Genomic DNA, 26,896 nt, shown 5'->3' on the forward strand with positions numbered 1-26,896 from the left:
CGTAGAGGCTGTGAATTCATTGCTGCAAGCGGCCAAAGCCAAGGCCCGTGGCTACGGCACAACCGACCACTTCATCGCTATGGCCTTCTTGATTGCTGGCAAGCTTTCTCACTTACCGCCCAATCCGCTTCAAAAAGCAAGGATTCGTCCATGATCTGAGTGGGGGTAGTGGTGTGCCACCCGAAACGGAAGAGAGCCAGAAAGGGAAAGTGATCGCGAGGATGTTGATCACTGGGTAGCTATACATTTGATAACTGCTTGTGCAGGCGAAATATGCGCTAGAGGCCTGAAACACTATGAGATTCTTGAAAACAGCGCCTTTGCCGCCACCTAAAAGTTCGTCTCAAAATCTCAATCAAAAAAGGGCAACACCATGGCTATTGAAACTGCAGTTTTGGCCGGAGGCTGCTTCTGGGGCATGCAGGACCTGATCCGCAAGCTGCCCGGAGTCGTCGCCAGCCGCGTGGGTTACGTGGGCGGCACCAACGACCACCCCAACTACCGCAACCACCCCGGCCATGCCGAGGGCGTGGCGATAGATTTTGACAACGTGGCCACCAGCTACCGCGCGATGCTGGAATTCTTCTTCCAGATCCATGACCCCAGCACCGTGAACCGCCAGGGCAACGACGTGGGCAGCAGCTACCGATCGGCCATTTTCTTCACCAGCGAAGCGCAAAAAGCCGTAGCCCTGGACACCATCCAAGACGTGGATGCCTCCGGTCTGTGGCCCGGCAAAGTGATCACCGAGGTGCTGCCCGCGCCCACCTTCTGGGATGCCGAGCCCGAGCACCAGGACTACCTGGTACACCGCCCCAACGGCTACACCTGCCACTTTGCCCGCCCGGGCTGGAAGTTGCCCGCGCGCGCAACGGATTGACGGAATGGGTGTTTTTTGCTACATAAAAAATAGCTACTACCGCCTATCAAATATAGGCTAGATGCCTTTTTGGCACGCGTATTACGGCTTCACGGTGTACGGCAGCAGCCGCGCCCGCGATGCCGACAGCAATGCCGTCATCGCCTTGGCCGCCGCATCCGGCTCGTGCGCCAGGATGTGGCGGTGCACGGCGGCGTGCAGGTCCAGGTCTTCGCTGGGGCGGGTGGCGTGGCGCAGCAGCATTTCGGAAGACACCCGCAAGGCGGCCTTGATGCCGTTGCCGATGGTGATGAACATGCCGTTGCGCGACACCTCGATGATGGTCATGTGGAAGGCCAGGTCGGCCTCGGCGGCGGCACGCACCTCGTTGGGTTTTCATGCAAAAGTACCACTCGTTGCTCATCTGGCTCGAATGCATTTCATGGATACTCGATGCATTTTTAATGAAGCTGGGCGTGCAATGAACGAGTCATCCATTGCGTAGCAATATAGGGGTCAAGCCCGGCGGTTCCACTCAATTTGACGGCGGCTCCAGTGCTCGGCGATGGACTGCGTGAAATCTGGACGGACCAGCTTAGCGCGCGATTCGCACCAGTCGGCTGACTCGCCTCGAACCACTATTCCTTCTAGTGTCCCTTGCCTAAACTGGCTGTGCTGGCAGCTCAGCAAGAGCTTAAGTTGCTGCAAAGTACATTTTGCTTGCAGCAACTCTGGCACCGCAGACAAACCCAGAACTGCCGCAAGTGCATTGCGCCGGGATGTGCTCCAAAACCGACTCAGCGTACGGTCATACACATCAAACATCAAAAACCAGTCTGGCAAGTGGTCATAGTTCAGCGAATGACGGGCTGCACACCACTCTCCAAATAACATTAAATTTGACTGTTTGTGCTGTGCCAGATTTTGGCGCAACTTATCCCCATGCAAGGCCAACCAATCAGGTAATCGTGCAAACTGGCCTGCAAGGGGGGGGCACAAATACTGCCCCCGATTTTGGGTGCGCAATTTACCGTCAGGCGAAAGTGAAATCCCCAAGTTGGCCCCGTCCAGTTTTTCTTCCACTACCACACCGGCACTTAGCAGTTCTGTTGCTTCTTGGGGCGACAGCACCTTGTCATCACGTGGTGCGCCCTGCGCCAACCAGGCGAGGTGGGGCGTATGGGGGAAGCGGAAGAAGTCGGTCACCTTTTACGCCTTGGCAACACGGGTACTTCCTGTTTGGGGAATTTCTTTTTATAAAAACGACAGGCATCTTCGGAGCACAAAAAATCCACCTCGACCCCCTTGGCCTGAAGCGCTGGCCACCAGTCCAGCCACTTGCAGTCGGCCGCTTGCAAGATTACAGGTTTGTCGGGATGCGCGTTCGAAACCGCCGCAAATTTGCGGTCTGGCGCATCAAACTTAGGCTGTAAATCTGTATCCGGAAATTCTGCGAATAAATTTTCGGTAATCTCTGTAACCGTGACCTGCTCTACTCGCCGTGGGTCGGAGAGATTGCGCAAGAGCCACTTCAAGAACAGATCACCAACGCCCCTGGGCGGCTTGATGCGAGTTTTGTTTTGATATTCACTCAAAATAAGGAAGGCGTCATCAATGACTGTTATTCCATTCACCTGCATGTCCATGAGTCTGCGAACACATGCGATCACACAGTCTGGTGACACATCCTTGTGCTGTTCGTTGGCCACCAATAAAACATTGGTATCAATTACCGCCCGCATCAAGTACTTCCAACACTGAGATGCTTCTTCTTTGTCTCCATTGCGGCCAATGTTCGCCCCGAAATATCAACCATTTCATCACCAAAAAAATTATCTGGCCAGTTTTCGATTTCTCCAAATATATTTAATCGTAATGGCTCCAGTTCAGTGCTGGAACCTGATCGGCGACAGAAATAGATGGCGACATCCTCTGGTGTTAATTCGCCCTCCGCAATTCGTCGTTGGAGGCGATTAAGAAGATGTTCCGAGTGACTTTCTATAATAATTTGTACGTTACGTGGTTTTCCATTCTCGCGGGCTTTAATTGCCGAGATAAAAACGTCTGCTAACTCTGCCTGTACTTGCGGGTGCAGGTGAATTTCTGGTTGTTCCATCCATACCGTTGAGTTGGGTGCGCAATAAAAAGCCTGCACCAAAGCTGGCAATACTTGTGACACTCCAAACCCTACGTCAGTAATTTTTACTTCAGGCGCACCCGTATGAGTTTTAACCAACACCTCATATTCTTTTCGCCCTTGCGCCACGGGTGTCACCGTAAAACTCTGAATAACTCCTAAGTCTTTCAACCAGGAGGCAATAAATGGCGTGAACGCCTGCTTGGTGCGCTTTGGGCCTCGATTCAGCATACGCCCCTCGTTTTCGGCTGCCAAAATGGCAGCCACTGTGGCTTCACCCGTTTGCCCAACACCCTCAGGCGTATCGCCAGACCATTGATAGGTGCGCTGCGGATGGTTTCGCAATGGTCCCAAATACGCAATACTGCCAAGCAAATTTTCTGTTGCAAGGGCAAAGTCTGTCAGAAACCCAGCATTTTTGAACCTGGCAATACTCAAGTCTGAGATACGGTAAAACTTTTCTGGTTCATCCAGAGGCCATTTTCGACCATCCGCCATTTTGAATTGGTATGTATGAGATTGCAAAGAAAACTTGCGGTCAGAATCCCGCGATAAATTGACATCCAATACAACACCATTCGCGTTCTTGAGGTCATATTTCAATGCCCTAACTTCTGGTTGCCCTGACTTTCCCGCTGATAATGTCACAGCTAAATTAAGCTGATTCCCGGAATAACGCAGTGCGCCATCCAATGGGTCTTTTACGTCCATAGTTTTTGGTAGATCCCAACCCAACTCGAATTCAAGTTCCTTGGTTAAATCATGACCATTCAAGCAATCTGAAAAAGTGCCCAAGTCAATCAAGGAGCTTGTGTCACCCAAGTGCAGCGCACGTTTTCGATCAGTGGAAATAGCTGTTTGTTTTAAGCCCAAGAGCAAATGTCCGAGACTACTTTTCCCAGCGCTATTGGCCCCAAATATCACGGTAAGGGGCGCGAGGCGGACAGACCCTGTATCGCGCCAAGCCTTAAAATTTTTAATACGTATAGATGTCAACATCGGTGCAAATCTCCTGCTTCCAGTCTATCCCACGCCACCCGCACAAACTGACCTTGCTCCACCCGAAAACCGTGCTGCTTAACTAATGGTTAAAAGTCAGTTCAAAAAGAACGTGATGAGTGGAGCGATGAGCCAAGTACACGCTGAAATTCAGGCTGGAGGCCGTCAGGTTGGTCAATGGTGGCCGGGTAGTGTTCGTCGCCGCCAAGATACTTACGGCTTCACGGTGTAAGGCAGCAGCCGCGCTCGCGATGCCGACAGCAATGCCGTCATCGCCTTGGCCGCCGCATCCGGCTCGTGCGCCAGGATGTGGCGGTGCACGGCGGCGTGCAGGTCCAGGTCTTCGCTGGGGCGGGTGGCGTGGCGCAGCAGCATTTCGGAAGACACCCGCAAGGCGGCCTTGATGCCGTTGCCGATGGTGATGAACATGCCGTTGCGCGACACCTCGATGATGGTCATGTGGAAGGCCAGGTCGGCCTCGGCGGCGGCACGCACCTCGTTGGTGGTGTAGGCGGCGGCCAGCGCGTGGTAGCGGCTGTCCAGCAGTTGCATGTCGGCGGCATTGCCCGCCTGGGCGGCTAGAAAGCAGGCGCGTGGCTCAAAGCACAGGCGCATCTCGTAGATGTCTTCGATGATCTTGGTGTCGAACTGGGCGTGCAGCCGCCAGGCCAGCACGTCGCGGTCCAGCAGGTTCCAGTCGGCAAACGGCAGCACCCGCGTGCCGATTTTGGGCGACACGTCGATCAGCCGTTTGCTCGATAGCTGCTTGATGGCTTCGCGCACGGTGGTGCGGCTAACCCCGTAGGCGCTGCACAGGTCGCCCTCCACCGGCAGCACGTCGCCCGGCAAAAACTCACCGCCCACGACGCGCATGCCGATGATTTTGGCCACCTGGGCGGTCATGGTGCCGACCAGCGGTTCACGTTCAAACATGCGGTTTCCTTTTGGGGCATCGCGTGCCCCCCTTATTTATTTACGACCTGTTGCCGTCGTCACGATCACGTTCCACGAACCGGGCTTCAACTCGGCCAGGATGGTTTCGCCGTCTACCTGCACGTGGGGGTTATTTTCGGGCACAACGGTGTTGGGCGCGTCCTTGGTGTTGGTGGCTTTCATATTGCTGTGGTGCAGTGCCAGCGCGTGGTCCAGCGTGCGGCTCGTGCCCAGGCCGCGCAGTTCAATGCGCAGTTGCATGCTTTCGGTGAGGTGGCGGTTCAGCGCAAACACCGTGGTGGTGCCAGTGGCTTCGTCGTCCACCACGCAGGCGCACAGGTAGGGGATTTCCGGGTGGCTTTTGGCCTCGTAGCTGGGCGAGTCGATCACCGGGCGCAGCACCTTGCCGTGGGCAAAGCGGGTGGCCTGGGCAAAGGGGTAGAAGATGGTTTGGCGCCAGGCCGGGCCGCCGGGCTCGGTCATGATGGGGCCAATCACATTCACCAGTTGCGCCAGGCAGGCCACTTTGACGCGGTCGGCGTTGTTCATCATCACGATGAGCGCGCCGCCCACCACCAGGGCGTCTTCGGTGTTGTAGATTTCTTCCAGCAGGCGGGGTGCCTCGGGCCAGCCGGGCTGGCGCAGGTCGTTGATGGAGCGGGCCTTGTACCAGACGTTCCACTCGTCAAACGACAGCATGATGCGCTTGGCCGAGTGCTTGCGCGCCGCCACGCCATCGGCCACGGCGACGATTTCCTTGATCGACTGGTCCATCTGCTCGATGCAGCCAAAAAACTCGGGCGTGGAGTCGCCACGGTTTTCAAAATAGGTGTGCAGCGAGATGAAGTCCACGTCGTCAAAGCAGTGCTCCAACACCGTGTCTTCCCACTGGCCGTAGGTGGGCATGTTGTGGGCCGACGAGCCACAGGCGGCGAGCTGGATGGTCGGGTCTACCAGGCGCATGAGCTTGGCGGTTTCGTGGGCGATGCGGCCGTATTCGTCAGCGGTTTTGGAGCAGATCTGCCAGGGGCCATCCATCTCGTTGCCCAGGCACCAGAACTTGATGTCGTGCGGGGCTGCCACGCCGTGGGATTTGCGCAGGTCCGACAAGGCAGTGCCGCCAGGGTGGTTGCAGTATTCGAGAAATGCGCGGGCCTCATTGGGGCCCCGGGTGCCCAGGTTGACGGCCCACATGGGTTCGATGTTGGTGGCTTCGCACCATTCCATGAATTCGTTGGTGCCGAACTGGTTGGTCTCGGTCGATGCCCAGGCCAGGTCCAGGCGCACCGGGCGGTCTGTGGCGGGGCCGACACCGTCTTCCCAGTCGTAGCCGGAGACAAAGTTGCCGCCGGGGTAACGCACGATGGTGGGGCCGAGTTCGCGTGTCAGCTCCATCACGTCGCCGCGAAAACCGCGTGCGTCAGCCGTGGGGTGGCCTGGCTCAAAAATGCCGGTGTAGACCGCGCGGCCCAGGTGTTCGACAAAAGTGCCGAAGATGCGCCGATCAAGTTCGGAGACGGCGAAGTCGCGGTCTACGACCAGGCGGGTGGAGATCATGGTGTGCTTCCTGTGTAAAAAAGGGGGGTGGGGCCGCCCTCGCGGCCCCGGGACAAAGGGGTGGTTTAGCGAACGCTGGCCAGCAACTTGTTGACGCGTTCTTCGGCCGACTTTTGCACTGCGGCTATGGGCTTTTTGGTCAGCAGCATGTTGACCATTTCTTCGCCGACGATGGCCTCGATGGCGCGCTGGCGTGGCACGTTGCTCGGCACAGACACGCCGATGCTGCTGATTTCCAGAATGTTGCTGCGGAAGGGCAGCTTCTTGAAGTCATCGCGGGCTGTGGCGGTGCTGTTGGCGGGCAAGTGGCCGGTACGGGCCCATTCGTAGTCGCGCTCCCACAAGAACTTCATAAACGTCAGCGCGGCTTGGCGGGTCTTGTCGTCTTTGGCGCCGCCCTTCAGCATCACCCAGCTGTGGCCGTCGGCAAATGCGGCTTTCTTGGCGTAGATTTTGGCGAACGGCACCACCGAGTAGCCGCCTTTCAGGGGCGAGTCGGCCTTGTCGGCAGCATCCACAAAGTCGCCAATCGTCCAGGTGCCGACGATGTGCACGCCGACATCGCCGTTGATGAAGGCCTGGTTGGCTGCGCCGTAGTCCATGTTGGGCTTGATCAGGCCCTCGGCGTACAGCGTGTTCATCAGCTCCAGCGCATTGCGGGCGGGCTTGGAATGCATATCGATCTGCTTGCCGTTGGCGGCAAACAGCGTGCCGTTTTGCTGCGCCACCAGGGTTACCAGGTTGCGGAAGTTGGCCGAGGTGTCGGCGGCGGGCCAGCCCAGGTAGGCTTTGCCGGTGGCGGCCTTGAACTTGCGGGCCTGGGCCAGCAGTTCTTCGGGGCTCTGCGGCAGCATGGCCGAGCCGTCGGCGTTGGCCAGCCCGGCTTTCTTCATCAGGTTGCCGTTGATGTGCCACAGCCAGGACCAGGTGTCGAAGGGCAGGGCGTAGGTTTTGCCGCCGATCTGCGTGCCTTTTTTGGCCTGTTCGCTGAACTGGTCGGTGCTGATGCCGACCGACTTAAAGCCGTCGTCCAGCGGCTCCACCAGCTTGCGGGCCACGTAGTCGCCCAGCACGGATTCGTGCATTACGGTGATGGTGGGCACGTCTTTGGCCACGATGCGGGCGCTGAGCTGGTCGTAGTACGGGCCCCATTCGGCGATTTGCGGCTTGACCACAATGCCGTCTTTGTTGGTGGCGTTAAATTCATTGATCAGCGTGGTGATGATGCCGCACTCGCCGCGCGCCTTGCTGGCATCCACGGCCTTGCCGTAGTCTGCATCGCAGGCACCAAAGAAGCGGGCCACGGTGATCTCGGTCTTGGCCTGCGCCGCGCACAGGGCGCTGGTGGTGGCCAGCGTGATCGCAACCAGGCTGGCTGCTAGTGTCTTCAGTCTCATGCTTGTCTCCTCGTTTTCAGGCCGTAGCCATTTTTTGGATGTGCAGCGGATCGGCGCTGCCCCGTTGAAACCTATAGAAAGTTCTTAGCGCACCGCTGTGCCCGCCACGGCGGTGACGATGTACTTCTGGAAAAACAGGTACAGGATGAACAGCGGCAGCCCGGCAAACACGGCCTGCGACATCAGGTAGCCAATGCCCTCGCTTTGGGCAAAGTTCGACTGGCTCGACGCCAGCCCCAGGGTGATGGTGTACATCTCTGATTTGGAGGCCGACACCAGCGGCCAGAGGTAGTCGTTCCAGGCGTTCAGAAAGGTGAAGATGCCCAGCGTGGCCTGCGCCGGTACCGACAGCGGCAGGATGATGCGCCAGAAGATCTTCAGGCGCGAGGCGTTGTCTAGCAGCGCAGCCTCTTCCAGCTCCACCGGGATGCCCCGGAAATACTGTGCCATCAAAAACACCCCAAACGGTGCAGCCAGCTTGGGCAAAATCAGCGCGCTGTAGGTGTTGTGCATGTCCAGGTCGGCAAACAGGCGGTGCAGCGGCACCAGAATGGCCTGCTCGGGCACGGCCAGCCCGGCCAGCACGCAGGCAAACAAGATGCGCCGCCCCGGAAACGTGGTGCGCGCAAAGCCGTAGCCCGCTAGCGAGGCAATCACCAGGGTCAAAAAGGTCTGCCCCAGCGAGACGATGGCGCTGTTGAGCAGCCAGCGGAACACCTGCGAGGTGCCCAGGATGTCGGTGTAGTTCTTCAGCGTGAACGGCGGCGCAAACAACACGTCGGTGCGCGCCATCAGCGCTGCGTTGGGCTTGAACGACAGCATGAAAATCCAGAACAGCGGGGCCACCCACACGCAGGCCAGGGCGATGGCGGCGGCCAGAATCAGACGGTCGCCCCAGCCGGTTTTCAACATACGGCTCATGGTTTTTGCTCCTCAACAGCGCGCTGGCGACCCAGCCAGGCTTGCACGCTCACGCCGATCAGCATCAAACCGAACAGCACCTGGGCCGAGGCGGCCGAATAGCCCAGCGCCCACTGGGTAAAACCGGTCTCGTAAATGAACTGCACGATGGGCCGTGAGCTATTGTTCGGCCCGCCCTGGGTCATCAGGTACGACTGGCCAAACAGCTGAAACTGCTGGATCACTTCGATCACCGCCACCAGCGCCACCGTGCGCTTGATCGACGGCAGGGTGATGGACACAAAGGTGCGCCAGCGGCCCGCGTTGTCGAGAGCGGCAGCCTCGTACATCTCTTGCGGAATCTGCTGTAGCGCCGCCAGAAACAACATCATCGGCAGGCCAATGATCCACCACACGGTAACCAGCGCCACGCAGGGCAGGGCCAGCGATTCGGTGACCAGCGGGGCTAGCGGTTGCATGCCTGCGCCGATCATCAGATTCGACAGCAAGCCCTTGTCGGGCATCAGCACCAGCCGCCACACCAGGGTGACGATGGTGACGGACAGTACGGACGATCCAAAAAAGATAGCGCGTAGCGCAGCACCGGTGCGCCCAGGTCGGTTTAAAGCCAGTGCCAATGCCAGCCCCAGGGCGACGAACACCGGCGTGGTCATGCCGACAAAGTAGAAGGTATTGCGTACTGCGCCCATGAAAATGTCGTCGTGCAACAGGTCGGCGTAGTTCTTCAGGCCGATGAAGTCGCTGGTGTCCGCCAGCATGTCTACGTCGCGCAGGCTCAGCCACCAGCCCAGCACCAGCGGCAGGACGAGCAGCAGAACGTAGACCAGCAGATAGGGCAGAACGAACAGGCCGTTCAGCCAATGTTTGGGTTGCTTGCGTGCCATTGCTAGCTCACTGCGGTGCATGGTGGGCCAGGCCCGCCGCGTCAAACACATGCAGGCGGGTGCTGTCGATGCGCAGCGCTACTGTTTCGCCAGAAGCCACGCCGCTGTCGCGGTGCGCCTCGGCCACCACGTTGCTGCCGTCGGCCAGGCCCACGTGCACCAGGGTGCGGTCGCCCAGGCGCTCCACCACGTCCACGCGGCCGGGCAATCCTCCATCCATGCCTTGCGGGTCCAGCGTGATGGATTCGGCGCGGATGCCCAGTGTCAGCGGGCCTGCCGGTACATCCGCGTCCAAGAGGCCGGTCTGGAAAACGCTGCCGTGGGCGATGCGCAGGCACAGCCGCCCCATCTGCGGGGCCACGCGTTCGGTGTCCAAAAAATTCATCGCAGGCTGGCCGATAAAGCCCGCCACAAAGCGGGTGGCCGGGCGGCGGTAAATCTCCATCGGCGCGCCGATCTGCTCGATGCAGCCCTTGTGCATCACCACGATGCGGGTGGCCAGCGTCATGGCCTCGACCTGGTCGTGGGTCACGAACACCATGGTGGATTGCAGCCGCTGGTGCAGCCGTGCCAGCTCGACCCGGGTCCGGGTGCGCAGGGCGGCATCCAGGTTGGACAGCGGCTCGTCAAACAAAAAGGCGCTGGGGTTTTTCACGATAGACCGGCCAATCGCCACCCGCTGGCGCTGGCCGCCCGAGAGTTGGCCGGGTTTGCGTTGCAACAGTGCGTCTAGCTCCAACATGCGGGCCGCGTCGGTGATGCGGGTGGTGATCTCGGCCTCGGCCAGGCCGATGTTGCGCATGCCGAAGGCCATGTTGTCGTACACCGTCATGTGCGGATACAGCGCGTAGTGCTGGAATACCATGGCCACGCCGCGTTGGCCGGGGGGCAGGTCGGTTACGTCCTTGCCGTTGATGGTGATGCTGCCGCTGGTCACCGGCTCCAGCCCGGCCATCATGCGCAATAGCGTGGATTTGCCGCAGCCCGAGGGGCCGAGGAACACCAGAAACTCGCCCTGCGCGATGTCCAGCGAAAGGTCGCTCATCACCACCACGTTGCCGTAATGCTTGCTGACCCGGTTCAGTTGAATGCCTGCCACGTTTTGTCTCCAGCCCAAAGTGTCTTTGGTATTATGAAAGACGATTCTAGGAGGGCTTGGATGGGGCAGTCAACAACAATCGATATTGCAGTGCAGCATCATAGATATGCAAATAACGGTCATTTTTAAGGCGTAAAAAAAGCAGCTAGCGCAGGTTCTAACTGCGCTAGCTGCTATGGTTTTTTATCTTAAAAAGTGTAGCGCTATGCGCCCATCGTTTCCGCCCAGGCCAGGGCTTGCAGGTGCGCCCAGTTGACTTGTTTATTGGACAAATGCAGGGCTTCGGCGGTGCGGGCAAAGACTTCGTCGTTGCCGCTTTCGCAGGCTTCGGTGAGGGCCAAAAACGGGGCCAGCACGCCCGTACGGTGCAGCAGGGCATCCAGCACTGGCTGGGGCAGGGCGACGGATTCCAGGGCTTTGGCCAGCGGCACGCCCAGCATCACGTCGAGCATGGAAAACACGCCCACTACAAAGGCGTTGTCGCAGTCTTCGGGCGACAGCATTTCGGCCGCCAGCAGCTCCATCAGCTTGCCGCGCACCACGGCGGTTTGGCCCACTACCGGGCCCGGGCCGTCTTTTCCGGTGCGCGAGGTAGTCATTAGCAGGGCGGCCCAGCGGAAGAGCTTGTTCAGCCCGAGGATCATCACCGCATGCCGGAACGAGGTGATTTCGCAGTTCAGCCCAAAGCCCGACGAGTTGATGAAGCGCAGCAGGTTGAACGACAGCGTGGGGTCGCGCTTGAGCAGCTCTTCAATCTCGGCCGTGCTGCCTTGTTTGCGCACCAGGTTGATGAGTTGCAGGATGGTGGCCTGCGAGGGGCGCAGGGTTTGCGCCTTGACCAGCGCGGGTTTGGCAAACCAGTAACCTTGGAACAGTTTGATGCCATAGCTGGTGAGTAGCTGGTGCTGTTCGGCAGTTTCTACCTTTTCGGCAATGATTTGGGCGGTGGTGTTCTTGTTGGCAAACTGGACGAAGGGCAGCACCATTTCGGGCTTGAGCACCATCAGGTCCAGCTTGACGAACGATGCCAGTGCCCGCCAGGAGGCGTAGCCACGGGTCAGCACCGTGTGGTTGAAGGCAAACCGGAAGCCGCGTTTGCGCAGGTCTTCCAGCACCAGGGCGTGGCTGGCGATGAGTTCGGGCTCGTTGCCGGGCACGCCGGGCACTTCGAGCACCACTTTGTCGGGGTGGACCAGCTCCAGGTGGCCGCCGCCCAGGCTTTCCAGTGTGCAGTTGATGAACACCAGCTTTTTGCCCACCAGGGTTTCGATGTCGGTGAACGACAAGGCGTTGACCAGCAGGGCGGCATCGCTGTCGGCGGTATAGCTGTGCACCGGGGAGGAGCGGTCAAATAGCTCGTAGCCAAAGACGGCGCGGTTTTCGTCCACGATGGCCTGGCGCGCAATCAGCACCTGGCTCTCGGGGCTGGCATCGGGTGCGGTGGATGGCTGTGGGTCTTGGATGGGGTTTGGTATAGAGGACATGGCGTTGTAAGTTCTACGGGCCACGGAGGCGCTTGATTTCTATTTTAGAGAAGATCGTCCTGCAAAAGGACGGAAAATGGTTGCAAAGGACGGTATTTTGGGCTCACATGGTCAGGCTGTCGGCCCAGACCAGCGCCTCCATGTGGGCCATGTTGATATGGTGGCTACTGAACTTCAAGGCGTTGGCGGCGCTGCCAAAGGCATCATCGTCGCCACTTTCGCAGGCCTTGGTCAGGGCCAGCATGGGGCCGTAAATACCTGTGCCGTGTTGCAAGGCTTCAGAGACGGCCTGGGGCAGCGACAGCAGTGCCAGCGCCTGGTTCATCGGCATGCCCAGCATCACGTCGAGCAGCGAGAAAATGCCCACCACAAAAGCCCCGTCGCATTCGTCGGGCGATAAGCTGCCGGTGGCCAGCAGTTCCATCATGCGGCCGCGCACCACCGCCATAGTGCCCACCGCTGCCGGGGTGCCATTGGCTGTGGATGCGGTCAGCAGCAGGGCCGCCCAGCGGAACAGTTTTTTCAGGCCCATCAGCATCACGGCCTGGCGGAACGAGGTGATCTCGCGGTCCAGGCCAAAGCCGGCGGAGTTGATCAAACGCAGCAGATTGAAGCCCAGCACCGCATCTTTTTTCAGCACGGCCTCAATCTCTTCGGTGCTGGCCTGGCTGCGCACCAGGTTGATGAGCTGCAACACATGGGCCTGGGCGGCACTGGCTACCCTGGTGGTGATGACATCCGGGCGGGCAAACCAATAGCCCTGGAACAGCGTGGCCCCATACGACAGCAGCGCGTTGAACTGCTCCACGGTTTCTACTTTTTCGGCCACTACAGCGGCCCGGGTGCGGGATTTGACGGCCCCCACAATCACCTGCAATTGCTCGGGTTTGAGTGCCATCAGGTCCAGCTTGACGTAGTCGGCCAGCGGCTGCCACGAGGCATACACCGGGGCCAGCACCGTGTGGTTGAAGGCCAACCGAAAGCCGCGCTGGTGCAGCTCCAGCAGGGTTTGCTGGCGTGCCGCAATGTCGGCGGGCGCATGGCCCGGTACGGGGCCGACTTCGAGCACCACTTTCTCGGGCTGGATCAGGTCCAGGTGGCCGCCCGACAGGCTTTCGTGCGTGCAGTTGACGAAGATGCTCATCTTGCCCACCAGCGACTCGTTGCCGGTGTGGGTCATGGCGTTGAACACCAGGGCCACATCACTGGCCGCGTTATGGGCGACTGTGGAGCGGTCAAACAGCTCGTACGCCACCACGGCACGCTGGGCATCCATGATGGGCTGGCGGGCGATGACGATGGCGCCGGTATTTACGGGCGCGGTGGGGGTATCGGGAGAGGCAGGCATGGACAGTAGGGGAAACGGGTATAGGGAACTATGGGTTTGCACTATGCCAGCAAAATCGCCAGTTCTTCATCGGTAAACCCAGCTTGCAGGCGCGCTTGGGTATTAAAGGGCGGTTTGGGTGTGGGCGCGTCATAGCGCTCGGCCAGCACCCGGTAGTGTGCCACCGGGTCCAGCCCGTCGCGTTGGCACAGCCAGCGATACCAGTGGTTGCCAATCGCCACGTGGCCTACCTCGTCGTTCAGGATGGTTTCTAAAATTTCCACTGCCCGCAACGCCTGCGGCGTGGCCACCCGGCGCAGCTTGGCTTGGATCAGCGGCGTGGCATCCAGCCCGCGTGCCTCCAGCGTGCGCGGCACCAGGGCCATGCGGGCCACCACGTCGCCTGCGGTAGCGGCGCACACCGTCCACAGGCCGTCGTGGGCGGGAAAATCGCCGTAATCCCAGCGCTGGCCCTTCTCGCCCCCTGGCCCCTCCAGGCTTTGCAGATGGGTGCGCAGCAAGCTGAAATGCAGTGCCTCTTCACCGGCCACCCGCGCCCAGTCAAGGTAGTACGCATCGGGCATGCCGTCAAAGCGCCACACTGCGTCCAGGGCCAAATTGATGGCGTTCAGCTCGATATGCGCCACGGTGTGCAGTAGCGTGGCCAGGCCGTCAGGGGTGAAGGGCGAGCGGTGGGGTTTGGTGACGCGCTCTACCAGTACCGGACGGGCCGGGCGGCCGGGCACAGGGGTGTGGGGCTCGGGTTGTAGGGGTGCTATCGAAAGTGTAGCTGCTTGCGCATATATTAATTGCGCTGCGGCCACTTTTTGTGTTGGGTCGTTAAGGCGCAGGGCTTGTAGCGCGAGGGTTCTAAGTTCCATTCCGCCATTGTAGAAACCACCATCAGTGCAGCCACTCCGCACTGCGCAAGGTGTGCGAGGGCAGCTCGCCAAACATCTCTTTGTAGTCGTGCGCAAAGTGCCCCATGTGGAAAAAGCCCCACTGCGCGGCCACATCCTGCACGCTGCGCTCGTGGGCGCTGGCGGCGCGCAGTTGGCGGCGGCAGGCGTTGAGGCGCACGGCCTTCAAAAAGTCGGCAGGCGACAGGCCCACGACGCTGAGGAAATGGTTTTGCAGCGTGCGCCGCGTGAGGTGTAGCCGGGCGCACACATCGTCTACCGTGATGGCCTGGTGCAGTGGCTGGCTGACCAGGGCGCGGGCCGCCAGCACTGTGGCAAAGCGGCGCTGGTGGGCGTGCGGGCCGAGTGGGGCAGGGGGCACCGTGCGTGGCGATGGTGCGCACAGCAGCGTGAGTAGCTGGTGGACGCGGCGGGTCAATGCCACGCTGTCAGCCTGGTCCCCGCAGTGCAGGATGGCCTCGATGCTGGCGCACACCGCTGCGTGGTGGTGGGGCGAGATCGGCGTGGCCTGCACGCTGGGCAAGCTGGCATCCAGCCAGGCGGCATCCACCACCACGCCGTAAATGCCGAAGTTGTGGGGCGTGCGCAGGCTAAAGCCCTCGCTGGCGCGGGCCATCAAAATCGCCGGGGCCTGGGCCAGGTCGTGTTTGTGGCCGCAAAAGTGCAATGCATCGGGGGCCACCGCATCGGGGATGCCAAACCACACCGAACCCTGCCAGGGCCGGCATTGCTGGCTGGTGGGCTGGGCCGTGTGCTCGTGGAAGATTTGCAGGCGCGGGGCCTCCATCCACACCTCGCGCACCTGGCCCTGGAAGCGGCCGCCGCTGAGCTGGTCGTACTCCTGGTGCCAGCGCGACAGGTGGCTGGCGTGCTCGTCCACATCGGCACTGGAGCGGGCCAGGTAGCGCACAGGGAGTTCGATAGGGGTGGGTGCGAGGGTCATACCGCCGTCTATGCAAAACCAATGCCAAGGTGTTGGTTTATCCCAAAATGGCAAAAATCAGATAAGTGAACGGAGATTTCCGATTCGGGATAGGACATTCATCACGCTTTTGCTCCAATTTGTACAACTTTAGGAGGAAATCGTCTATGTCTACATCCGCACCCGCACCGCACCTGAAAAAAGTGCTCGGCACCGTTCAACTTTGGGGCATCGCCGTGGGGCTGGTGATCTCGGGCGAATACTTTGGCTGGAGCTACGGCTGGAACACTGCGGGCACGCTGGGCTTTTTGGTAGCCACGATGCTGGTGGCCACCATGTACACCACGTTTATCTTCAGCTTTACCGAGCTGTCCACCGCCATTCCGCATGCGGGCGGGCCGTTTGCCTATGCGCGGCGGGCATTTGGGCCTACCGGCGGCTTTATTGCAGGGTTTGCCACGCTGGTGGAGTTTTTGTTTGCCCCACCGGCGATTGCGCTGGCCATCGGGGCGTATCTGAACGTGCAGTTTCCGACGCTCAACCCCAAGTGGATTGCGGTGTCGGCCTACTTCATCTTCATCGGCCTGAACTGGGTGGGCGTGAGCATCGCCGCCACCTTCGAGCTGGTGGTCACCCTGCTGGCCATTTTTGAGCTGCTGCTGTTCATGGGCGTGGTCAGCCCCGGCTGGTCGATGGCCAACTTTGTGGCCAACGGCTGGGCCGGTACCGACACCTTCAACGGTGCGGCGGTGGCGGGCATTTTTGCCTCTATTCCGTTCGCCATCTGGTTCTTTCTGGCTATCGAAGGCGCGGCGATGGCCGCCGAAGAGGCCAAAGACCCGCACCGCACCATTCCGGTGGCCTACATCACCGGCATCCTGACGCTGGTGGTGCTGGCCTTTGGGGTGATGATTTTTGCCGGTGGCGTGGGCGACTGGCGCAAGCTGGCCAATATCAACGACCCGCTGCCCCAGGCCATGAAGGTGGTGGTGGGCGAAAACAGCGGCTGGCTGCACATGCTGGTGTGGATAGGCATGTTTGGCCTGATTGCCTCGTTCCACGGCATCATCATGGGCTATTCGCGGCAGATTTTTGCCCTGGCCCGGGCCGGTTATTTGCCCGCCTACTTTGCCAAACTGAGCCCGCGCTTCAACACCCCGTACCGCGCCTTGCTGGCCGGTGGCGTGGTGGGCATAGCGGCGATTTTTAGCGACGAATTCATCCAGTTTGGCGGCCAGACGTTGACCGCCAACATCGTTACCCTGTCGGTGCTGGGCGCGATCGTGATGTACATGATTTCCATGGCTTCTTTGCTCAAGCTGCGCCGCAGCGAACCCCTGCTGCTGCGCCCTTACCGGGCTCCGTTCTACCCGGTGTTCCCGATCATCGCGCTGGGCCTTGGCTGCGTGTGCCTGGGGGCGATGGTATGGTTCAACACCATGCTGACAATGTTGTTCCTGGGCCTGATGGCCCTGGCCTATGGCTACTTTTTACTCACCCGCCAGTCGCGCAACGATGCACCGGTGGATGCCATGCTCGGCACCCAGCATTGAACCAGGAGCACCATGCGCTACCGCTGCACCATCGCGTCCCAGGTCTATGCCTTTGACGACCTGCGCCAGGTGATGGCGATGGCCAGCCCGGCCCGCTCAGGCGACTACCTGGCGGGCGTGGGCGCGGCCACCGCCCAGCAGCGCATGGCCGCCCGCCATGTGCTGGCCGAGCTGCCGCTGAAGCAGTTCCTCACCGAGGCGCTGGTGCCCTATGAAGACGACAACATCACCCGCCTGATCATCGATAGCCACGATGCCGCCGCCTTTGCCCCGGTGGCCCACATGGCGGTGGGCGACTTTCGCAATTGGCTGCTCGGCCCGCTGGCCACCACCGCCGCCCTGGCCGCGCTGGCCCCCGGCCTGACCCCCGAGATGGTGGCGGCGGTATCCAAGCTGATGCGCAACCAGGACCTGATCGCGGTGGCCCGCAAATGCACCGTACTCACCCGCTTTCGCAACACCCTGGGCCTGCCCGGCCACCTGGCGGTGCGCCTGCAACCCAACCACCCCACTGACGACCTGCGCGGCGTGGCCGCCTCCACGCTGGACGGGCTGATGTTTGGTGCGGGCGATGCGGTGATCGGCATCAACCCCGTATCCGACAACCTGGCCACCCTGGGCGGCCTGCTGCACATGCTGGACGCGGTGGTGCAGCGCTTCGAGATCCCCACCCAGACCTGCGTGCTGACCCACGTGACCAACACCTTGCAGCTGATCGACGCCGGTGCACCGGTAGACCTGGTGTTCCAGTCGATAGGCGGCACCGAAAAAACCAACCGCTCTTTCGGCGTGACCCCCGAACTGCTCGACGAAGCCTATGCCGCCGCCTTGTCGCTGCAACGCGGCACGCTGGGCCAAAACGTCATGTACTTTGAAACCGGCCAGGGCAGCGCCTTGTCGGCCAACGCCCACTTCGGTGTAGACCAGCAAACCTGCGAGGCCCGCGCCTACGCCCTGGCCCGGCGCTATCAGCCGCTGCTGGTCAACACCGTGGTCGGCTTCATCGGCCCCGAATACCTGTTTGATGGCAAGCAAATCATCCGCGCCGGGCTGGAAGACCACTTCTGCGGCAAGCTGCTGGGTCTGCCGATGGGCTGCGACGTGTGCTACACCAACCACGCCGAGGCCGACCAAGACGACATGGACACCCTGCTGGTGCTGCTGGCCAACGCCGGGCTCACCTTTTTGATCGGCGTGCCCGGGGCCGACGACATCATGCTCAACTACCAAAGCACCTCGTTCCACGACGCACTGTTTTTGCGCGACACCATCGGCCTGCGCCGCGCCCCTGAATTTGAAGCCTGGCTGCAACGCATGCAGATCAGCGACGGGGCAGGGCGCATGCTGCCTGCGGGTGCCGGGCACGGGCTGCTGCAAGGCATGGATAGCTTGGTGGCCGCATGACCGTACCCAAGCCCGTGGACACGGGCCTCACCTTGAATCCCTGGGATGCCTGGCGCAGCCAAACCCCCGCCCGCATCGCCCTGGGCCGGGCCGGGGCCGCCATTCCTACCGATGAATCCTTGCGCTTTGGCTGGGCCCACGCGATGGCCCGCGATGCCATCCACGCCCCGCTGGATGCACCGGCCCTGCACGCCCGGTTGGGCTTAGAGGGCTGGAGCGTGCTGCACGCCCGCAGCCAGGCCGACGACCGCACCACCTACCTGCGCCGCCCCGACCTGGGCCGCCAGCTGCGCCTGGATGATGCCCAGCAGCTGCACACCCAGCGCGGCAGCACCAAGCCGGTAGACCTGTGCCTGGTGGTCGGCGACGGCCTGTCGTCCCTGGCGGTGCAGCGCCACGCCGCCCCCTTGCTGGCCGCCCTGCGCCCGCTGCTTCCGCCTGACTGGACCATCGCCCCGGTGGTGCTGGTCACCCAGGCCCGGGTGGCGGTGGCCGACGAGATTGGCGAAATCTGGGGCGCACGCCTGCTGGTCATGCTGATTGGCGAGCGCCCCGGCTTAAGCTCACCTGACAGCCTAGGCATTTATCTCACCCACGCACCCCGCCGGGGCCGCTCGGATGCCGAGCGCAACTGCATCTCCAACGTGCGGCCCGAGGGTCTGTCGTACGCCGCTGCGGCGCACAAGCTGGCCTGGCTGCTGGGCCGGGCGGGCCAGTTGGGCCTGAGCGGCGTGGGGCTGAAGGATGAGAGCGGCCCCGCCCCGGCGCTGCTGCCGGACTGATTCCGCCTGCGTTCTTACAATTGGGGTTTTGCAAAAGGACCACCGTGTCTGAACTCCATAAATTCTTATTCGACGGCCTGCCCGTCCGTGGCTGCATCGTGCGCCTCACCGATGCCTGGCAAGAAATCTTGCAACGCCGCGCCTCCAACACCACCACCGGGGCCTACCCCGCGCCGGTGGCCGAACTGCTGGGCGAAATGACGGCAGCGGGCGTGCTGATGCAGTCCAACATCAAGTTCAATGGTGCGGTGGTGTTGCAGATTTTTGGCGATGGCCCGGTCAAGCTGGCCGTGGTGGAAGTGCAGCCCGACTTCAGCGTGCGCACCACCGCCAGCGTGATGGGCGAGGTGCCGCTGGATGCCACCCTGAGCCAGATGGTCAACGTGGACAACCAGGGCCGCTGCGCGATTACGCTGGACCCCAAAGACAAGTTCCCCGGCCAGCAGCCCTACCAGGGCGTGGTGCCGCTGTTTGGCGACCAGCATGAAAAGCTGGAAAAGCTCAGCGACGTGCTCCAGCACTACATGCTGCAAAGCGAGCAGCTCGACACCCTGCTGGTGCTGGCTGCCGACGACAAGGTCGCCGCCGGGCTGCTGATCCAGCGCCTGCCGGTGAAGGGCGAAAACAACCTGGCGGGCAGCGTGACCAGTGAGGCCAACGAGGACGAAATTGGCCGCAACGAGCACTACAACCGCATCGCCACCCTGGCCAGTACCCTGAAGCGCGAAGAGCTGCTGACGCTGGACGTGGACACCATACTGCGCCGCCTTTTCTGGGAAGAGCAGGTGCTGATGTTCAGCCCGCACATCGGCCCCACCGCGCCCAAGTTTGCCTGTAGTTGCAGCCGCGAGCGCGTGGGCGCGATGATCCGCAGCCTGGGCACCGACGAGGTCGAGGGCATCCTGGCCGAGCGCAACGAGGTGGAGGTGGGCTGCGAGTTCTGCGGCAAGCAGTACCGCTTTGACGCGGTGGATGCGGCGCAGTTATTCACCACGCCGGATGCCACGTTGCCCGGCCCGTTATCTGTTCAATAAGCCGCTAAACAGTTTGTGCTCGCACTCGGGGTCGCTGCACTTCTCGCAGTTCCATTTCCAGTCCGGGCCTTGGTTTAAAGAAAATCGGCCTCTAGCGCTTATTCCTCCTGCGCTAGTAGCTATTGATTCAATAGCATGCAAGGCGTTGCGGGTGCGGGCCACATCTTTGCCGTAAACCACCTGGTAGGGCAGATGTCCCCGGGCCAGTGCGGCGCGCAAGGCGGCATCCACCGGGGCGCGGCTGTGCGGGCCGTCGCGCTGCGGGTCGGCCACCCAGGGCAGGTCCAGGCCGGTCAGCAGGGTCAGGTCGAAACCCCGTTGCTGCGCCAAGGCCGATGCATACAGCGAATCGTCGCCAAACAGCAGGTCGCTGTACACGGCCGTCATCAGCGCGGTGGTGTCGGCTAGCAAATATGTGGAGGAGGGGGCTTGCGCGATCTGCGCGGTCTGCGCCAGGGCAATGCCTTGTTGCTCGTCCGTACGCGGTGTGCGGCCAGCGGTGTCGCACCACAGGCGCAAAAACTCGGGGATGTGGGAGACGCTGTGCCCTTGGCTGCGCAAGCCAGCAGTAAGACCTAGAGCCAACTGGGTTTTGCCGGTGCTCTCGGCACCCAGCAAAGCAATTTTGATCAACTTACTTGGTGGAGATGTGGACGAAAATTTCGTTCGATTTGACCATGCCCAGCTCGAAGCGGGCACGTTCTTCGACCATTTCCAGACCCTCTTTCAGGTCTCGCACCTCGGCGCTGAGCTGGTCGTTTGCCAGTTGCGCCTGTGCGTTGTGTTCTTTGAGCGTCTCCAGTTTTTGCTGGAGACGCGTCACTTCGGGAATGCTGCCACGCCCAAACCACAGCTGCCCGTGCAGTATCGCCAGCAATGCCAGCAGCACTATCGGTACGACACGGGAAGCCATGAACTAACCTTACTTCAGGTTGTAGAACGCTTTGCGGCCGGGGTAGGTGGCCACGTCGCCCAGGTCTTCTTCGATGCGCAAGAGCTGGTTGTACTTGGCCATGCGGTCCGAGCGGCTCAGCGAGCCGGTTTTGATCTGGCCCGCATTGGTGCCCACAGCGATGTCGGCAATGGTCGAATCTTCGGTTTCGCCCGAGCGGTGGCTGATCACGGCGGTGTAACCGGCGCGCTTGGCCATCTCGATGGCGGCGAAGGTTTCGGTCAGGGTGCCGATCTGGTTGATCTTGATCAGGATCGAGTTGGCGATGCCCTTGTCGATGCCTTCTTGCAAGATCTTGGTGTTGGTGACGAACAGGTCGTCGCCCACGATTTGCACGGTTTTACCCAGGCGGTCGGTCAAAATCTTCCAGCCGTCCCAGTCGCCTTCGGCCATGCCGTCTTCGATGCTGATGATGGGGTACTTATCGACCCAGGTGGCCATGATGTCGGTCCACTCCTGGCTGGTCAGCGACCAGCCTTCACCGGCCAGCTCGTACTTGCCATTCTTGTAGAACTCGCTGGCTGCGCAGTCCAGGCCCAGGGCGATTTGCTCGCCGGGCACGTAGCCCGCGTCGGTGATGGCTTGCAGAATCATCTGGATAGCAGCTTCGTGGCTGGGCACGTTGGGGGCAAAGCCGCCTTCGTCGCCGACTGCAATGCTCATGCCCTTGTCGTGCAAAATTTTCTTCAAGGCGTGGAACACTTCGGCGCCGTAGCGCAGAGCCTCCCGAAAGCTCGGAGCACCCACGGGGATGATCATCAGCTCTTGCAAGTCGAGGTTGTTGTTGGCGTGCGCGCCGCCGTTGACCACGTTCATCATGGGCACGGGCATTTGCATGCCGCCCATGCCGCCAAAGTAGCGGTACAGGGGCAGTCCAGACTCTTCGGCAGCGGCGCGGGCCACGGCCATCGACACGGCCAGCATGGCGTTCGCGCCCAGGCGGGATTTGTTTTCGGTGCCGTCCAGGTCGATCAGGGTCTTGTCCAGGAAGGCTTGTTCAGCCGCGTCCAGGCCCAGAATGGCTTCAGCGATTTCGGTGTTGATGTGCTCAACGGCCTTCAACACGCCCTTGCCCAAATAGCGCTTCTTGTCGCCATCGCGCAGCTCAATGGCTTCGCGCGAACCGGTGGACGCACCCGACGGCACGGCCGCACGGCCCATAGTGCCGGATTCCAGCAGCACATCGCATTCGACGGTAGGGTTGCCGCGTGAATCCAGAATTTCGCGGGCGACGATGTCAACAATGGCACTCATTTTTGTCTTCCTCAGTAGTTAAAAATCAGGCCCGTGGCATGCACGGGCCTTGGCTTTCGATTTTTGCATGGCTTTTGTGTCGCGCATGCGCCAGGTTCTGATTGTTTGGGGTACGTAACCGCTATCCCGACCAGATCAGGCTGAAAAGCTGTTTTCGAGGTAGCCGTTTTTCTTGGTTACGCGGTCCAGCGCCACCAGGGTTTCCAGCAGGGCGCGCATGTGCTTCAGGGGCACGGCGTTGGGGCCGTCGCTCATGGCCACGGCGGGGTTGGGGTGGGTTTCCATGAACAGGCCTGCCACGCCCACGGCAACTGCCGCACGCGCCAGCACCGGCACCATTTCGCGTTGGCCACCGCTGCTGGTGCCGTTGCCGCCGGGTAATTGCACCGAGTGCGTGGCATCAAACACCACCGGGGCCAGCGTGTCGCGCATGATGGCCAGGCTGCGCATGTCGCTGACCAGGTTGTTGTAGCCAAAGCTGGCGCCGCGTTCGCAGGCCATGAAGTTGTCTTCTTCCAGCCCGAGTTCGCGGGCGGCGGCGCGGGCTTTGTCGATCACGTTCTTCATGTCGCCAGGGGCCAAAAACTGGCCCTTTTTGATGTTCACCGGCTTGCCCGACTGGGCCACGGCGCGGATGAAGTCGGTCTGGCGGCACAAAAATGCGGGCGTTTGCAGCACATCGACCACGCTGCACACCTGGGCGATCTGCGATTCGTCGTGGATGTCGGTCAGCACCGGCACGCCCAGTTCACGTTTCACCTTGGCCAGAATCTCCAGCCCTTTGTCGATGCCGGGGCCACGAAAGGTGCTGCCGCTGCTGCGGTTGGCCTTGTCGAAGCTGCTTTTGAAGATGAACGGAATACCTAGAGCGCTGGTGATTTCTTTCAGCGTACCGGCGGTGTCCATTTGCAGTTGCTCAGACTCGATGACGCAGGGGCCTGCGATCAGGAAGAAGGGCTGGTCCAGGCCGATGTCAAATCCGCACAGTTTCATTTTTTATCTCCTTGGTGCACCACGGCGGCTTTGATAAACGCATTGAACAGCGGGTGGCCGTCCCACGGGGTGGATTTGAATTCGGGGTGGAACTGCACGCCCACAAACCAGGGGTGGACGCTTTGTGGCAGCTCGACCATTTCGGTCAGCTGCTCGCGTTGCGTCAGGGCCGAGATCACCAGCCCGGCTGCCCGCAGGCGGTCCAGGTAGTGCACGTTGGCTTCATAGCGGTGGCGGTGGCGCTCGGTGACCACGTCGCCGTAGATGCTGTGCGCCACGGTGCCAGGGGCCACGTCGGAGCTTTGCGCACCCAGACGCATGGTGCCGCCGAGGTCGGAGTTTTCGTCGCGGGTCTTGATGGTTCCGTCGGCATCTTTCCATTCGTTGATCAGCGCGATCACCGGGTGCGGGGTGAGTGGCTCGAATTCGGTGCTGTTGGCATCCGCCATGCCGGCCACGTGGCGGGCAAATTCGATGGTGGCCACCTGCATGCCCAGGCAAATGCCCAGGTAGGGCACTTTGTGCTCACGGGCGAATTGGGCAGCGCAAATCTTGCCCTCAATGCCGCGTTTGCCAAAGCCGCCGGGCACCAAGATGGCATCGAACGCGGCCAGCGTGTCCACCGTGTCGGGCACGATGGTTTCCGAGTCGATGTAGCTGATCTTGACGCGCACATGGTTCTTCATACCGGCGTGGCGCAGCGCTTCGTTGAGCGACTTGTAGCTGTCGCTCAGGTCCACGTACTTGCCGACCATGGCGATGTTGACGTCGCCGCGCGGGTGGGCGGTTTCATACACCAGGTCGTCCCAGCGCTTGAGGCTGGCGGGCGGGGTGTTCAGGCGCAGCTTGTCGCAGATCAGGCCGTCCAGGCCTTGCTCGTGCAGCATGCGCGGCACTTTGTAGATGGTGTCCACGTCCCACATGGAGATCACGCCCCATTCGGGCACGTTGGAAAACAGCGAGATCTTGGAGCGCTCTTCTTGCGGAATCGGGCGGTCGGCGCGGCACAGCAGCACATCGGCCTGGATGCCGATTTCGCGCAGTTGCTTGGCGGTGTGCTGGGTGGGCTTGGTTTTGAGTTCACCGGCTGCGGCGATCCAGGGCACGTAGCTCAGGTGCACAAAGGCGGTGTTGTTCGGGCCCAGTTTCAGGCTCATTTGGCGCACGGCTTCCAGGAAGGGCAGCGATTCGATGTCGCCCACGGTGCCGCCAATTTCCACCAGCGCCACATCCACCGCGTCGGGCTCGCCAAAACGCGCACCGCGTTTGATGAACTCTTGGATTTCGTTGGTTACATGCGGAATCACCTGCACGGTTTTGCCGAGGTAGTCGCCCCGGCGCTCTTTGTCGAGCACGCTTTTGTAGATTTGGCCGGTGGTGAAGTTGTTCGACTTGCGCATGCGCGTCTCGATGAAGCGCTCGTAGTGGCCCAGGTCGAGGTCGGTTTCTGCGCCGTCGTCGGTGACGAAAACTTCACCGTGTTGCAGCGGCGACATGGTGCCGGGGTCTACGTTGAGGTAGGGGTCCAGCTTGATCAGGGTGACTTTGAGTCCCCGCGATTCGAGGAGTGCTGCAAGAGAGGCTGAAGCGATTCCCTTGCCGAGGGAAGACACGACACCGCCGGTGACGAAGACAAATTTGGTCATCTCAAAGTCGGGAGGTGATCCCGGGGGAGGTGGTAAAACAAGATTATAAGGGCGACAAATGGGCACTCTGGCTCTGCTACATTGCCCGCCATGAACCCCAATACCTCTCCCCTGGCCGCTGGCGATCTGGCGGGCAAGCACATCGTGCTGGGCCTGACCGGCGGCATTGCCTGCTACAAATCGGCCGAGCTGTGCCGCCTGCTCCTCAAGCAAGGCGCCACCGTGCAGGTGGTGATGACCGAGGCGGCCACGCAGTTCATCACCCCGGTGACGATGCAGGCGCTGAGCAACCGGCCCGTGTATGGCTCGCAGTGGGATGCGCGGGAGCCTAACAACATGCCGCACATCAACCTGAGCCGCGAGGCCGATCTGGTCCTGATTGCGCCGTGCAGCGCCGACTTCATCGCCCGGCTGGTGCAGGGCCGCACCGACGAGCTGCTCAGCCTGCTGTGCCTGGCCCGGCCCATCGCTACCGTGCCGCTGCTGGTTGCGCCTGCCATGAACCGCGAAATGTGGAGCCACCCCGCCACCCAGCGCAATATGGCGCAGTTGCAAGCCGACGGCGCGGTGATTTTGGGCGTGGGCACGGGCGACCAGGCCTGTGGCGAAACCGGCGATGGCCGCATGCTGGAGCCCGCTGAGCTGCTGGAGGACGTGATCGCCTTCTTTCAGCCCAAAACCCTGGCCGGGCACCGCGTGCTGGTCACCGCCGGGCCGACTTTTGAAGCCATCGACCCGGTGCGCGGCATCACCAACCTGAGCAGCGGCAAGATGGGTTTTGCCATCGCCCGCGCCGCCCGCGAGGCCGGGGCCGAGGTCACCCTGGTGGCCGGGCCGGTGGCCTTGCCGACCCCGCGCGGTGTCGCCCGTGTGGATGTGAAATCTGCACAAAATATGCTTGAAGCCGTTATTCCATATGCGCAGAAGGCTACTATATTTGTAGCAACTGCCGCCGTGGCCGACTGGCGGCCCGCCGTGGCGGCGGACCACAAAATCAAGAAAGACGGGTCTGGCGCCACGCCCCAGCTGCAGTTTGTGGAAAACACCGACATCCTGGCCACGCTGGCCCAATCGGCCCGCGCTCTCAGTGGTGCCTTGTTCTGTGTAGGTTTTGCGGCCGAGAGCCAAGATCTGCTGGCCAATGCCCAAACCAAGCGCGCGCGCAAAGGCGTGCCGCTGCTGGTGGGTAACATCGGCCCGGCCACTTTTGGCAAAGACGACAACGCGCTGCTGCTGGTCGATGCGCACAACGCCACCGAACTGCCCCGTGCCTCCAAACTCACCCTGGCGCGCCAACTGGTCGCCGAGATTGCAAAACGCTTAGCCTAATTTTTTCCATGATCATCGACCTCAAAATCATCGACCCCCGCATGGCAGACCAGCTGCCGGCCTACGCCACCCCCGGCAGCGCCGGCCTGGACCTGCGCGCCTGCCTGGATGAATCCCTGCTGCTGGCCCCCAACGCCTGGAAGCTGGTGCCCACCGGCATCGCCATCCACTTGGCCGACCCGGGCTTTGCCGCCATGATCCTGCCGCGCTCCGGCCTGGGCCACAAACACGGCATCGTGTTGGGCAATCTGGTGGGTTTGATCGACAGCGACTACCAGGGGCAGCTGATGGTCAGCGCCTGGAACCGCAGCAGCGTGCCGTTCACCATCGAGCCGATGGAGCGGCTGGCCCAGCTGGTCATCGTGCCGGTGCTGCAAGTGCAGTTCAACGTGGTGACCGAGTTCCCCGCCTCGGTGCGCGGCGAGGGCGGCTACGGATCAACCGGAAAAGCATAAAAACGCGCAGTTTTTATGTGACTAAAGACCTTCTAGCGCATATATTGTCTGCGCC

Annotated in this window: 26 protein-coding genes and 1 pseudogene; 8 read left to right on the forward strand and 19 right to left on the reverse strand. The window is 61.2% G+C overall.

The window, feature by feature from the left end:
- Window positions 1–154: pseudogene (locus tag AC0969_RS16720) on the forward strand (ISL3 family transposase); the annotation flags it as partial.
- Window positions 155–373: 219 nt separating this feature from the next.
- Window positions 374–880 (forward strand): peptide-methionine (S)-S-oxide reductase MsrA, encoded by a 507-nt coding sequence (msrA, locus tag AC0969_RS16725; RefSeq protein ID WP_479625290.1) that lies wholly within the window; start codon window positions 374–376, stop codon window positions 878–880.
- Window positions 881–961: 81 nt separating this feature from the next.
- Here msrA and AC0969_RS16730 read toward each other — a convergent pair whose 3' ends face one another.
- From AC0969_RS16730 to AC0969_RS16795, 14 genes are all read right to left on the reverse strand, one after another.
- On the reverse strand, window positions 962–1,243 hold the full coding sequence (locus AC0969_RS16730; RefSeq protein WP_479625291.1) for a FadR/GntR family transcriptional regulator: 282 nt from the start codon (window positions 1,241–1,243) through the stop codon (window positions 962–964).
- A 132-nt stretch (window positions 1,244–1,375) separates the two neighbouring features.
- Window positions 1,376–2,065 carry an RNA ligase family protein gene (locus tag AC0969_RS16735; RefSeq protein ID WP_479625292.1) on the reverse strand — a complete coding sequence of 230 codons (690 nt, stop codon included), beginning with the start codon at window positions 2,063–2,065 and terminating at the stop codon, window positions 1,376–1,378.
- Window positions 2,062–2,601, reverse strand: a complete 540-nt coding sequence (locus AC0969_RS16740) for a hypothetical protein (protein WP_479625293.1) — start codon at window positions 2,599–2,601, stop codon at window positions 2,062–2,064. Before AC0969_RS16740 ends, AC0969_RS16735 begins: the two co-directional genes overlap by 4 nt.
- On the reverse strand, window positions 2,601–3,995 hold the full coding sequence (locus tag AC0969_RS16745) for a DUF3696 domain-containing protein (protein WP_479625294.1): 1,395 nt from the start codon (window positions 3,993–3,995) through the stop codon (window positions 2,601–2,603). Before AC0969_RS16745 ends, AC0969_RS16740 begins: the two co-directional genes overlap by 1 nt.
- A gap of 213 nt (window positions 3,996–4,208) precedes the next feature.
- Window positions 4,209–4,928: a FadR/GntR family transcriptional regulator gene (locus AC0969_RS16750; RefSeq protein ID WP_479625295.1), complete on the reverse strand. Its 720-nt coding sequence runs from the start codon at window positions 4,926–4,928 to the stop codon at window positions 4,209–4,211.
- Between the two features lie 36 nt (window positions 4,929–4,964).
- Complete coding sequence (gene arfA, locus AC0969_RS16755) at window positions 4,965–6,485, reverse strand: arabinosylfuranosidase ArfA (protein WP_479625296.1); 1,521 nt, start codon at window positions 6,483–6,485, stop codon at window positions 4,965–4,967.
- 65 nt (window positions 6,486–6,550) lie between these two features.
- Window positions 6,551–7,882 (reverse strand): extracellular solute-binding protein, encoded by a 1,332-nt coding sequence (locus AC0969_RS16760; protein ID WP_479625297.1) that lies wholly within the window; start codon window positions 7,880–7,882, stop codon window positions 6,551–6,553.
- 84 nt (window positions 7,883–7,966) lie between these two features.
- A complete protein-coding gene (locus AC0969_RS16765; RefSeq protein ID WP_479625298.1) occupies window positions 7,967–8,803 on the reverse strand; it encodes a carbohydrate ABC transporter permease in 837 nt (278 codons plus the stop codon).
- The gene (locus tag AC0969_RS16770) at window positions 8,800–9,687 is read right to left on the reverse strand and encodes a carbohydrate ABC transporter permease (RefSeq protein WP_479625299.1); all 888 of its coding nucleotides are present in this window, start codon (window positions 9,685–9,687) and stop codon (window positions 8,800–8,802) included. The genes AC0969_RS16765 and AC0969_RS16770 overlap by 4 nt, the downstream gene beginning before the upstream one ends.
- A 7-nt stretch (window positions 9,688–9,694) precedes the next feature.
- Window positions 9,695–10,786: an ABC transporter ATP-binding protein gene (locus tag AC0969_RS16775; RefSeq protein WP_479625300.1), complete on the reverse strand. Its 1,092-nt coding sequence runs from the start codon at window positions 10,784–10,786 to the stop codon at window positions 9,695–9,697.
- A gap of 203 nt (window positions 10,787–10,989) precedes the next feature.
- The gene (locus AC0969_RS16780) at window positions 10,990–12,270 is read right to left on the reverse strand and encodes an EAL and HDOD domain-containing protein (RefSeq protein ID WP_479625301.1); all 1,281 of its coding nucleotides are present in this window, start codon (window positions 12,268–12,270) and stop codon (window positions 10,990–10,992) included.
- Window positions 12,271–12,373: 103 nt separating this feature from the next.
- A complete protein-coding gene (locus AC0969_RS16785; RefSeq protein WP_479625302.1) occupies window positions 12,374–13,618 on the reverse strand; it encodes an EAL and HDOD domain-containing protein in 1,245 nt (414 codons plus the stop codon).
- Window positions 13,619–13,659: 41 nt separating this feature from the next.
- Window positions 13,660–14,478 carry a ferritin-like domain-containing protein gene (locus AC0969_RS16790; protein WP_479625303.1) on the reverse strand — a complete coding sequence of 273 codons (819 nt, stop codon included), beginning with the start codon at window positions 14,476–14,478 and terminating at the stop codon, window positions 13,660–13,662.
- Window positions 14,479–14,500: 22 nt separating this feature from the next.
- The gene (locus tag AC0969_RS16795; RefSeq protein WP_479625304.1) at window positions 14,501–15,460 is read right to left on the reverse strand and encodes a helix-turn-helix domain-containing protein; all 960 of its coding nucleotides are present in this window, start codon (window positions 15,458–15,460) and stop codon (window positions 14,501–14,503) included.
- A gap of 146 nt (window positions 15,461–15,606) precedes the next feature.
- Between AC0969_RS16795 and eat the strand changes: the two genes are divergently transcribed.
- Genes eat through hslO form a run of 4 tightly spaced genes read left to right on the forward strand, consistent with a single transcriptional unit; the run spans window position 15,607 to window position 20,212 of the window.
- Complete coding sequence (gene eat, locus AC0969_RS16800; RefSeq protein WP_479625305.1) at window positions 15,607–16,992, forward strand: ethanolamine permease; 1,386 nt, start codon at window positions 15,607–15,609, stop codon at window positions 16,990–16,992.
- Between the two features lie 12 nt (window positions 16,993–17,004).
- Window positions 17,005–18,396, forward strand: a complete 1,392-nt coding sequence (locus AC0969_RS16805; RefSeq protein ID WP_479625306.1) for an ethanolamine ammonia-lyase subunit EutB — start codon at window positions 17,005–17,007, stop codon at window positions 18,394–18,396.
- Complete coding sequence (gene eutC, locus AC0969_RS16810) at window positions 18,393–19,178, forward strand: ethanolamine ammonia-lyase subunit EutC (protein WP_479625307.1); 786 nt, start codon at window positions 18,393–18,395, stop codon at window positions 19,176–19,178. Before AC0969_RS16805 ends, eutC begins: the two co-directional genes overlap by 4 nt.
- Window positions 19,179–19,222: 44 nt before the next feature.
- Window positions 19,223–20,212, forward strand: coding sequence for an Hsp33 family molecular chaperone HslO (gene hslO, locus AC0969_RS16815; RefSeq protein ID WP_479625308.1), 990 nt, complete (start codon window positions 19,223–19,225; stop codon window positions 20,210–20,212).
- Here hslO and AC0969_RS16820 read toward each other — a convergent pair.
- The 5 genes from AC0969_RS16820 to AC0969_RS16840 form a co-directional block, all read right to left on the reverse strand.
- The gene (locus AC0969_RS16820) at window positions 20,198–20,845 is read right to left on the reverse strand and encodes an AAA family ATPase (RefSeq protein ID WP_479625309.1); all 648 of its coding nucleotides are present in this window, start codon (window positions 20,843–20,845) and stop codon (window positions 20,198–20,200) included. The genes hslO and AC0969_RS16820 overlap by 15 nt on opposite strands.
- Before the next feature lies 1 nt (window position 20,846).
- The gene (locus AC0969_RS16825) at window positions 20,847–21,125 is read right to left on the reverse strand and encodes a septum formation initiator family protein (RefSeq protein ID WP_479625310.1); all 279 of its coding nucleotides are present in this window, start codon (window positions 21,123–21,125) and stop codon (window positions 20,847–20,849) included.
- A 9-nt stretch (window positions 21,126–21,134) separates the two neighbouring features.
- Complete coding sequence (gene eno / locus AC0969_RS16830; RefSeq protein WP_479625311.1) at window positions 21,135–22,418, reverse strand: phosphopyruvate hydratase; 1,284 nt, start codon at window positions 22,416–22,418, stop codon at window positions 21,135–21,137.
- A gap of 135 nt (window positions 22,419–22,553) precedes the next feature.
- Window positions 22,554–23,411, reverse strand: coding sequence for a 3-deoxy-8-phosphooctulonate synthase (gene kdsA, locus AC0969_RS16835; RefSeq protein ID WP_479625312.1), 858 nt, complete (start codon window positions 23,409–23,411; stop codon window positions 22,554–22,556).
- Window positions 23,408–25,057 carry a CTP synthase gene (locus tag AC0969_RS16840; RefSeq protein ID WP_479625313.1) on the reverse strand — a complete coding sequence of 550 codons (1,650 nt, stop codon included), beginning with the start codon at window positions 25,055–25,057 and terminating at the stop codon, window positions 23,408–23,410. The genes kdsA and AC0969_RS16840 overlap by 4 nt, the downstream gene beginning before the upstream one ends.
- A 90-nt stretch (window positions 25,058–25,147) precedes the next feature.
- On the opposite strand from AC0969_RS16840, the gene coaBC reads away from it, so the two are divergent.
- Window positions 25,148–26,386, forward strand: a complete 1,239-nt coding sequence (coaBC, locus tag AC0969_RS16845) for a bifunctional phosphopantothenoylcysteine decarboxylase/phosphopantothenate--cysteine ligase CoaBC (RefSeq protein WP_479625314.1) — start codon at window positions 25,148–25,150, stop codon at window positions 26,384–26,386.
- 8 nt (window positions 26,387–26,394) lie between these two features.
- Window positions 26,395–26,841: a dUTP diphosphatase gene (gene dut / locus AC0969_RS16850; RefSeq protein WP_479625315.1), complete on the forward strand. Its 447-nt coding sequence runs from the start codon at window positions 26,395–26,397 to the stop codon at window positions 26,839–26,841.
- Window positions 26,842–26,896 lie beyond the last annotated feature (55 nt).

Source organism: Rhodoferax sp. LB1P47, from assembly GCF_056521445.1.